This window comes from Candidatus Poribacteria bacterium, assembly GCA_021295755.1.
GTDB lineage: Bacteria > Poribacteria > WGA-4E > WGA-4E > PCPOR2b > PCPOR2b.
This window is the reverse complement of the sequence record JAGWBT010000016.1, coordinates 1-9701: the sequence shown is the minus strand read 5'-3', so window position 1 is coordinate 9701 and position 9701 is coordinate 1. Positions and strand designations below refer to the sequence as shown.

Here is a 9701-nt window from a genome sequence, read left to right as displayed (position 1 = left end):
ACATGATTTCAAGCATAAAACTTGCTAAAGCAATCTGTATCCCAAGTATTAATGCTTAGGCTTTAGACCTAAAGGATTTTTTGGTAAATTGCCCTTATAGATTGTTTCGTTCTTTATCTGATTTTGAAACCTCCAAGCGTTAGAATTTTCAATCGACAATCTGCAACCGCTTCCAACGATCGTAATAAAGCTGGATTTTCTCAGGCAGGGCCTCCCGCACGTTATCCGCCAGACGCCATCTGAAGCGTTCATCCAACATCTCAGGTGGATCGTCCGCGTGATGTTTGACTAAACTACCACACAGGGTCAGACGCTCCTGCATCCCTGCCGGCATCACTCCCCGGTGAATAGTGTTCCCGTTCCAAAAGATGGTCTGTCCTCGTTTCAGCTTTATCTGCTTCGCTCCCGGTATATCACCGACTCCCTTGTTGTTAATCAGCACCTCGCGTTCATGGTCGGTGCGGTAGCGGCGCTGACTGCCCGGTACAATCCATAGACACGGATCATCTACCAATGCCGTATGCCACTTGAGCAGATTCTTGCGGTAGCGACTGAGGATTTCCATCTCCACCTCATAACTGCCATCGCGTTCTTCTGCACCGAAGTCTCGGTGCCAACCACATTGATAATCACTCTCCTGAATAGCAAATACAGTCACCCAGCCTAGGCGTAGTTCCTTACCTAGAAAAGGGTGCACGTAGCGTGCGACCGGTTCAGAAGCTAGATATTCTGCGAAGATTGGCTCGCCGAATTCGGGTGCCATGACCCCCATAATGACAATTGGTTTCTTCCCCTCTCCACCGGTGCCAATCTGATCGGTGTTGTCGACTACCTCACCGGAGTGCACCTTATCTGCTGCCCGTCGTGTGGCTTCTGTCAGGGCTTGCAGCATGTCTGGTGTTACTGTATCGTCAGCGATAAAGTAGCCTTGGTCCTTGTACTGCCGAATCTGTGCTTTGGATGCCATATCGTTTCCTTCCATTTTTTGTGAATCTTGGCGACCTTGCTCGCTTGAGACAAAAATCCACTTTAACCATTATCCGATCCGATGGACACCTCTTGACCAGTTTCAGCGGAACGATAGATTCCCTCCATCATCTGCTGCACATGCAGCATCTCACTGAATCTGACGACTGGTGTTCGATCATCGCGGACAGCTACAACAAAATCTTTAAGAACCTCAAAGAAACTGTTTTCAGGTTCGACAACCTCCGGGGTTCTGTCAAAGACCTGATCGCCCTCATCGAGATAGATCTTCAGGGGAATTTCCGCCGCGCCAAAGTCTCCTAAAACCTCAATGGTCGGTCGGTTTTTCCACGGATGCGTGAGCCAATTGCTTTCAAGTGATAATCCTGAACCGTCCGCAAAGCGGATGTAACCTGCTGCGAAATCCTCTGTCTCGAAATCTTCCAGCGTTCCCTCCCACGAAATTACCGGGTTTTTCATATTCCGCACCTTCTGATAGGTGGTTCCCATTGCGGCAACGGGTGTTGGATCGCCGACGATCCAGTTTGCTAAATCGAGGGTGTGCACAGCAGTGCTATAAAGAACACCACCGCCGGACAGTGCTTTGTTGTGAAAGACGCTGTAGCCTGGAATGTTCATTACATGTCCTGTCCAAACGCGGGTGTAGTATATCCGTCCCAAGGCACCCGTTTCGATGAACTGCTTGAGCGCGTACCCCGATGCCAGTCCACGATTCTGGAGTCCCATACTCATCTTCTTACCATTCCGTTTGCAGGCGTCAATCATCTCCTGTGCCTCCGTGCTGCTTACGCAGAGTGCTTTTTCGCAGATGACATTTGCGCCCGCATCGAAGGCATCAACCGTCTGGTTTCTGTGTAACGCGTGAGGCGTACAGACACTGACGAGGTCCAAGTCATGCTGCTCTAACATTTCTCGATGGTCGGCGTATACGTGCGAAACCTTAAACTCCTTTGCTACCGCTTGGGCGCGTTCAAAGTTGACATCGCAGACGGCGAGAAGCGATACTTCCTCCATCTTTGCGTAATTTGCGACATGCCCGCCTCTGCCTTGCGCACCACAACCAATCACAGCTGCTTTCATAAAAAGTCCTCCGAAGGTTTTTGTAGAAGTCGCACTAGTCTAACACCGTTCATCTCCTATGTCAATCTGCACTGTCGTCGCTTGATTTTTTGTTTTGCCCTACCAGCAAGTGTGCTATAATGAAAGCGATTTCTGACAATGGTCTTTCTTACCCTGTAAATAAATGCCCGAAATAGGAGAAGGCAGGTATGGTCCCTGTAATTATGGATAGATATATACACCTGATTCCCGCAGTGAAGCATTCACCTAAGCACTATCTATGGTCTTCGTACGATGCCGAAGCCGATGTGTTATACGTGAACTTCAAAAAACCGAGTCATGCGGACGATAGCGAGTTGACTGACGATGACGTAATCATCCGCTACGAGCAGGGCGAAGTGATCGGTCTAACAATCCTCAACGCTAGCCAGCGTTTCCCGGAATCGTGAAACCTTCGAGTTTTTTTGAGGGGTGTTGGGAGCAACAAGTGTTGTTCCTTGTCAAATGTGAAACATTCCGGTTCACGTCGCTAAAAGCCATTTCGATAGGGAAACGTTCATGAAACTTCCGAAAGCCAGTACGATTGCATTCACCCCAGATTTACACATCTGTCGATTGCTCAATGGGATGTGGCAGGTCTCCGGCGCCCACGGTCCCATCAATCCAGAAGCAGCGATACGGTCCATGTTCGACTGCATTGATGCGGGATTTACCACGTGGGACCTCGCCGACCACTATGGACCCGCAGAGGATTTCATCGGCGAATTTCGGCGGCAACTTGCGGCTGAACGTGGGGCAGACTTCCTTTCTGAGATTCAAGCGTTTACCAAGTGGGTGCCCCGACCGGGGCGGATGGCAAAACGGTGGGTAGAATCCAATATTGACATATCGCGGAACCGGATGGGCGTCGATCAACTCGACCTGTTGCAGTTTCATTGGTGGGACTACAGTAACGAAAACTATCTGTCGGGACTTACCTACCTCGCCGAGCTTCGGGACGAGGGAAAGCTGAAGCATCTGGGCTTGACAAACTTTGATACGGAACACCTGTCGCGCATCACGGACGCGGGTATCCGTATCGTCTCCAATCAGGTACAATTTTCATTGATTGACCGTCGACCGGAGGTGGCGATGATTCCGTTTTGTCAGGCGCATAAGATCCAGTTGTTGACCTATGGAACCCTTTGCGGTGGATTGTTGACTGAAAAATACTTGAGACAACCCGAACCGCGCGGGCGGGAATTGAACACCGCCAGCTTGCACAAGTACAAACAGATGATTGATGCGTGGGGCGGTTGGGAGCTATTTCAAACGCTGCTTTCGACGCTTGAGGAGATCGCTCAGAAACACCATGTCAGCATCTCCAACGTCGCCGTTCGAGCGATTCTTGACCGTCCAACGGTCGCCGGCGTTATCATCGGTGTGCGGTTGGGTGTCACCGAACACCGTGCCGTCAATGCCCGTGTGTTCGACTTTGCCTTGGACTCTGAAGATTATGCACGAATAGATGCGCTCCAGTCTCAATCCCGCAATCTGTACAACCAGATCGGCGATTGTGGAGATGAGTATCGAAGTTGGTGAGTTGACAAGATCACACCATAACTTCTTGCGGTGTTCTCTACGAGCCGTGCGTGAAAAGTGCTCAGAGAGATGGAGGAAGTAAATTATGTCAACAGAAATACAAACCGCTCAAGATGTATGGCCGAGGTTAGCACCTGTCGTATTTGTTCCTCATGCAGAGAGCGAATACCAACAACTTGTGGCTATGCTAGACAACTTGATCGATGTAGTAGGTGAGGATGAAAATCATCCTTTAGCCTCGTTGATGGAAGTCATTGGTGTACTGATTGAGAAATATGAAGATGAACACGTTCCGGAACTGACAGAGGTATAGCGTATATACCGTCCAAAATTTAAGTCAGTCCATGCACTTAGAGGATAAACGATGAAAACAGATATACTTTCAGCAAATACAGTATCCATTCCCGGAATGGTCAGCGTCAAGGCTACGGAACTCTCGGCACCACCGGCGTGGGCGCTTAAGCAGCGCAATCTCACCGATGCTGCTCCAGAAATATGCCGAACCGGGAGGCGCATTATACTTCGCGGACGACTTGGATGATCTCTATGAACGAATTTATAACTGGGGACTTTTCTACGCTATGGGGGCGGATGAGCGTCTACTCGAAATGGCACTATTGTGCTGGAACGCATCGACCCGTATCACTAGTGACGAGATTGTGCATCGGGAGCATCCACGCTTCTCGCAGCAGGTCCATAGGGAGTACTACAATTTAGCGCAGCCCGGTGCGGCGGAATGGCATCATTTGGGCGAAGGCAACATGGCTTTCTATGATTTCGGTGTTGCTAGTCCCACTATTTCGGAGAATGTGCGACGTGCTAAACAGTTCGCCGCGATGCATATCGGCGAAGACCCACAAGCCCCTAATTATGACGCCGAGTATAAAATATTTCGCTCTCCCGTTCAAACTAGCCGAGGTCCCTGTGTCCATCCCGATCTCCACCAGGTAAAAGCTTGGCTTGCAGGGAGAATTGGAGAGGATCCCAGTAAGGCTATGGGTATGCGATCAACGCTTTATCCGGTCGTTAAGGAGTTGGAATCGAACTGGTATGAGCACCCGCAGAGAAGAGACGAAATCTCGAAACTGTTTGAGCAGATCGTCCTCAATGGGGACGTAGCACATAGTTTAGGATCTACCGCGCTGGTGACCAATGCGTATATGTATACAGGGGACGACAAGTACAAGCGGTGGGTCCTCGAATACACGGAAGCGTGGATAGATCGGATCAGAGCTAACAATGGGATTATCCCAGACAACGTCGGACCCACAGGCAAGATTGGTGAACACCGTCAGGGTCAGTGGTGGGGCGGTCTTTACGGATGGAACAGTTATTGGGCGGGCGATATCATGTTCAACTCGATCATCGTCGGTGCCGAATGTGCGCTCTTGCTCACCGGGGACTTCAGCTATCTCGAACTCCTCCGTTCACAGATTAAACTCCTGCTAGACAACGCCGTTACGCGCGATGACGGCCAACTCCTCGTTCCAACGCGATACGGTCCCAACGGCTGGGAAGCGTATGAACCGATGCGGATGAAAGACTTGGCGCATCTCTATCACGCCTCAATGGAACCCCAAGATTACGAGTTGATTACGAGGGTGCGGGAAGGTGACGTAGAGCGCGATTGGAACCACGTTATGTTTGAAGCAGAAAAGAATGACGGGAACACAGAGTACGGGCGATTTCAATACTACGATGGGAAAAATCCCGATTGGCCCCAAAAAATATTGGATGTCGAATATGAAGGGGCTTTGGGGTTGTTTGAGGAGGCACGTAACGATACCCGTGATGTTGAGACAATAATCGCGGATAATCAACAACCCCCGCACTTTGTCCTTACGAAGGGGTTGACGCAGGTGATGTTGGGTGCGCCGCAAGCCGTTTATACCGGTGGACTTCTGCGGGCGACCGTACGTTACTTCGATCCGGACCGCGCTCGACCCGGCGTCCCGGAGGATGTTGCCGCCCTTGTCGACAAGTTGGGATCGGACATGGTGGGGGTTCAACTTGTGAATCTCAGCAGAACTGAAACCCGAAATGTTATCATCCAAGCGGGGGCTTTCGGGGAGCACCAATTTACTAGAGTGCAGTTTCAGGAAGTAGACTCAGATGGTTCATCGGAGCGGGTTGTTCCGGTTGACGCGAAATTCTTCGCCGTTGAACTCCCGCCTTCGAGAACGATTCGGTTGGAGATTGGTATGCGCCGCTTTGCAAATTCGCCGAGCTACGCTTTTCCTTGGCATGGAGACAAAATACCTGTGCCGTTTCAATAGGATAGTACACTTTTTGGTGCGATAGGCCGGCTCAATAGGAGAAAGATTGTGATAACAGAAGAACAGATTGCGTATTTCCAAACGTTTGGATTTTTGGTGCTGAGACAAGCGTTCCAACCCGATGAAATGGACGCAATTTCTCAAAAATTCGATGAACTGCTCGACAAAGAGCGGGGCGGACAGCCGTTTCCGGGGGAGAGTCGGCAGTCGCTCTACGGTATCGCCGAAATCACCCCTTTGCTGACGGATTTGGTGGAGGATGATCGCATATACCAGACAGTCGAATCCCTGCTTGGAGAAGGATTCATGTGGCTCTGTTCCGAGGGAAACCTTTATGTAGGTGATACGGATTGGCATCCAGATGGGACTCGGTTGGAGTATCGACCCATGAAGGTATCGTTGTATCTCGATCCGCTGACAAAAGAGACAGGTTGTCTGCGTGTAATTCCCGGTTCCCATCGCACCCCCCTGCACGAAACGCTCAAACCCAGTTCGCAGTTCGGTCTCCCCGGCACCGATGTCCCCTGTTTTCCGCTCGAATCGCAGCCCGGAGATGTCTTCTTCTCGGATATGAACACATGGCATGCGTCGTTCGGCGGCAGAGTGGGTCGTCGGCATCTAGCGGTCAATTTCGTGCCTAAACCCACCACCGCAGCGGATATAGCCCTGTTGAAGGAAAATCATCAAGGCGTTTTGAATTTGATTCAGCGATTGCAGTACAGTCGACCGGGACAGGTATTTTCTGACGCTTTTCTGCACAGCGATCGTCCGCGTATCCAACGGCTGACCGCCAAATGGGTCGAGTTAGGCCTAGAGTAGCTGCCCAAACCACATTTCACCTATTGCCGAGTGCAAAGCCCACCGGCGTAACGAGGGGAATACTATGAAAATCACAGATCTTAAAGTATTTGTTGTGGATCAGTTTGTATATGTCAAGATCGAGACTGACGAGGGGATATACGGCGTTGGAGAAGCCTCGTTAAGCGGCAGATCCTTGGCTGTTGTTGGGGCGTTGGAACATCATCTCAAACCGCTCCTGATGGGTCAAGACGCAACCCGAATCGAACATATATGGCAGGATATCTTTCGAGGCACATTCTGGCGTGGTGGTCCCGTGCTGCAGTCCGCCCTAGCAGGGATAGACATCGCGCTGTGGGATTTGGCAGGAAAAGCACTCGGTGTGCCGACCTATCGGCTGCTTGGTGGAGCGACGCGAGACAAGGTTCTGGTCTATCGACATGCCGGTCTGGAAGGCGCAAAGCAGATGATAGATGAAGGGTGGAAGGTACTACGCATCTCACCGATTCGCTGCGATGGTGGCTTTAATCAGAAGGAAGCGACCCTGCGTGGAATTGAGTATATGAAAGCGGTGCGGGAGGCAGTCGGCGATGAAATTGAAATCATCTTTGAGGTGCATACACGCCTTACACCACCCCACGCTATTCAGTTGTGCAATGGAATTGAAGAGTACCATCCATTCTTCGTTGAAGACCCCATCCGTTCCGAAAATCCAGCCTCGTTTGCGACACTCAGAGCGCATACAAACGTGCCAATTGGCACGGGCGAACAGCTGCCGACAAAATGGCTGTTTCGTGAACTGATTGAAGGGGAGCTAATTGACTATCTTCGGGTGGACATCTGCCATAGCGGCGGAATCACCGAAGGGAAAAAGATTGCAGCGATGGGAGAGGTGCATTATCAAGAGCTTGCCTGTCACTACACAGGAAGTCCCGTCAGCACTGCGGCGATGCTGCATTTGAACATGTCAGTTCCGAACTGCGCGGTACAGGAGTATGGGGTGCACACGGATTGGATGAACGAGGTCATCCCCAACGATATGCGGACAGAGGACGGGTATCTTATCGCAAGCGATGCGCCGGGCTTAGGGATTGATTTGAATGAGGAAGCAGCGGCCAAATATCCGCATTCGTCAAAGTATCCTACCCATTTGCGGCGGGAGGACGGATCGGTACAGGATTGGTGATATACTTTTCACTTTAATCTGGGAGTTTGATTGCCCAAGGCAAGGCGGTAAACTAGCAAATAGTTAGGTATAGTCATGAACAAAAAAACATGCGATATTCTCATTCATAACGGTCAGGTTTTTTCAATGGATCCGGATCGCAGGATCTATAGTCCGGGAGCGGTGGCGATCACCGGTTCTCGCATCGTGGCGGTTGGGGCTGATGCCGAGCTGCGACAAAGCTTTGATGCGCGGGAGATGATCGACGCTTCAGGTGGTATCGTGCACCCCGGTTTCATTGATGCTCACAATCACATTGTACATACCAGCTGCCGGGGCATTTTCAGTAGCTACCACGATGCGGAATCCTTGCCTGCCAACTTTGCGGATTGGAAAGCAAGCGTTACCGACGCGGATGAAGCCGCAGCGACCACCATGGCGGGAATTGAGATGCTTCGTAACGGTTTCACGATGTTCATTGAACCGGGATCGCTCTTCTCAACGGAAGCAGCGGCGGAGGCGGTTGAGCGTGTCGGCTTGAGAGCCCTTTTCTCTCCGCTGTATCTGTGGGACCGGGGCGAATCCTTTGAGGCGATTCCTACACTTGCAAGCCCCAGCCTCATGGCGCGCGCAACCATTGACCACGACCGGTGTATAAAAGAATTGGACGTAGAACTCCACCGAAACAAAAACGCCGATGCCTTAGTCCGCGGGTATATATTCATCTATGGTGAGGGGACTGCCTCCCCCGAATTGCTGAGGATAGCACACGCCTGTGCGCGTGAAAACGATGTTCCGCTGCATATACATGCCGGCTACGTCCCTGAAGGAGGGAAACGTCACCTCGTACATCTACAAGAGTTGGGATTCTTGGACGAAAACACCGTTGTTGTGCATGCGAGCGCACTGGATGCGGACGAGGAAACCGCAGTTCACGAAACGGGTTGCAAAATTGTATGGTGTCCGATAGCATTCTTCTCGCTCGGCATCACATTCAATATAACCTTTAAGATGGCGGAACGATATCGCCGTGGCGTCTGTGTCTCACTTGGTACCGATGGAGCTCGCGACTGTACGCCGGGAGAAACCATGCTCACAGCGCACCAGGTGGCGCAATCCTATGCCGATCCCGTCTCTCCCGGCACCTTGCTCGAAATGCAGACCCTCAACGCAGCATCTGCAGCCGGACTAGAGGCAGAGTTAGGCAGCTTGGAAGCCGGCAAGCGCGCGGATATCGTTGTGAGGTCCGCACGATCATCTGAAGCCTATCCCGATAACAACCTCGTTCATGCGCTGGCGTTAAGATTGAGAGCCGGCAGCGTAGATACAGTTTTAGTCAACGGTGAGGTCGTCTTCAGCGAAGGACATTCGACGCGAGTAGATGAACTTGATGCCTATCAGACTGTTTCTGAATCGGTTGTTGCGCGAGCGGACCGCCTCGGAATCGAACTAAGATCCGAGTGGTAAATCGTAAATTGATAGCTACTACACTATGCTATAGAAGCCCTAGCGGGGCGACATGTGGCTTGAGCTGTTATAGAAAGTGGAAATATGCCATCTGAAGCGCCATTGATTGCCAATCCAGCCAAAAATATCCTCAAGAATGGGGGACCTGTATTCGGGTTCAATGTGTTTGAGTCTCTGCGTCCCTCTGTTGTCAAGATAGCAGCACAGACCGGATATAACATGCTCCTCGTTGAAAATGAGCATATCCTGCACAATGACGAGACTCTAACTAACTTTTTAGTCATGGCAAGGGACAATAGGCTTTCGCCTGCCGTAACCGTTTTGGTTCCCTCCCGACCTATCGTGTCCCGTGTACTGGATGCGGGTGC

9 protein-coding genes and 1 pseudogene are annotated in these 9701 nt (G+C 51.1%); 8 read left to right on the top strand and 2 right to left on the bottom strand.

Annotated elements, in window-relative coordinates; translation table 11 throughout:
• Positions 1-148 precede the first annotated feature (148 nt).
• Together J4G02_03660 and J4G02_03655 are read right to left on the bottom strand one after the other, a co-directional pair.
• Positions 149-967, bottom strand: coding sequence for a phytanoyl-CoA dioxygenase family protein (locus J4G02_03660; GenBank protein MCE2393689.1), 819 nt, complete (start codon positions 965-967; stop codon positions 149-151).
• A gap of 62 nt (positions 968-1029) precedes the next feature.
• On the bottom strand, positions 1030-2067 hold the full coding sequence (locus J4G02_03655; GenBank protein ID MCE2393688.1) for a Gfo/Idh/MocA family oxidoreductase: 1038 nt from the start codon (positions 2065-2067) through the stop codon (positions 1030-1032).
• Positions 2068-2255: 188 nt separating this feature from the next.
• Here J4G02_03655 and J4G02_03650 point away from each other — a divergent pair, with 188 nt between their 5' ends.
• The 8 genes and pseudogenes from J4G02_03650 to J4G02_03615 form a co-directional block, all read left to right on the top strand.
• On the top strand, positions 2256-2495 hold the full coding sequence (locus J4G02_03650) for a DUF2283 domain-containing protein (GenBank protein MCE2393687.1): 240 nt from the start codon (positions 2256-2258) through the stop codon (positions 2493-2495).
• Positions 2496-2604: 109 nt separating this feature from the next.
• Positions 2605-3627 carry an aldo/keto reductase gene (locus tag J4G02_03645; GenBank protein ID MCE2393686.1) on the top strand — a complete coding sequence of 341 codons (1023 nt, stop codon included), beginning with the start codon at positions 2605-2607 and terminating at the stop codon, positions 3625-3627.
• 85 nt (positions 3628-3712) lie between these two features.
• Positions 3713-3940, top strand: coding sequence for a hypothetical protein (locus tag J4G02_03640; GenBank protein ID MCE2393685.1), 228 nt, complete (start codon positions 3713-3715; stop codon positions 3938-3940).
• A 51-nt stretch (positions 3941-3991) separates the two neighbouring features.
• Positions 3992-5903: pseudogene (locus J4G02_03635) on the top strand (hypothetical protein).
• 48 nt (positions 5904-5951) lie between these two features.
• Positions 5952-6722 (top strand): phytanoyl-CoA dioxygenase family protein, encoded by a 771-nt coding sequence (locus J4G02_03630; protein ID MCE2393684.1) that lies wholly within the window; start codon positions 5952-5954, stop codon positions 6720-6722.
• A gap of 64 nt (positions 6723-6786) precedes the next feature.
• On the top strand, positions 6787-7887 hold the full coding sequence (locus J4G02_03625) for a mandelate racemase/muconate lactonizing enzyme family protein (protein ID MCE2393683.1): 1101 nt from the start codon (positions 6787-6789) through the stop codon (positions 7885-7887).
• A 75-nt stretch (positions 7888-7962) separates the two neighbouring features.
• Complete coding sequence (locus J4G02_03620; GenBank protein ID MCE2393682.1) at positions 7963-9333, top strand: amidohydrolase family protein; 1371 nt, start codon at positions 7963-7965, stop codon at positions 9331-9333.
• An 84-nt stretch (positions 9334-9417) separates the two neighbouring features.
• Positions 9418-9701: hypothetical protein (locus J4G02_03615; GenBank protein MCE2393681.1), on the top strand; the 284-nt coding region annotated here is incomplete at its 3' end.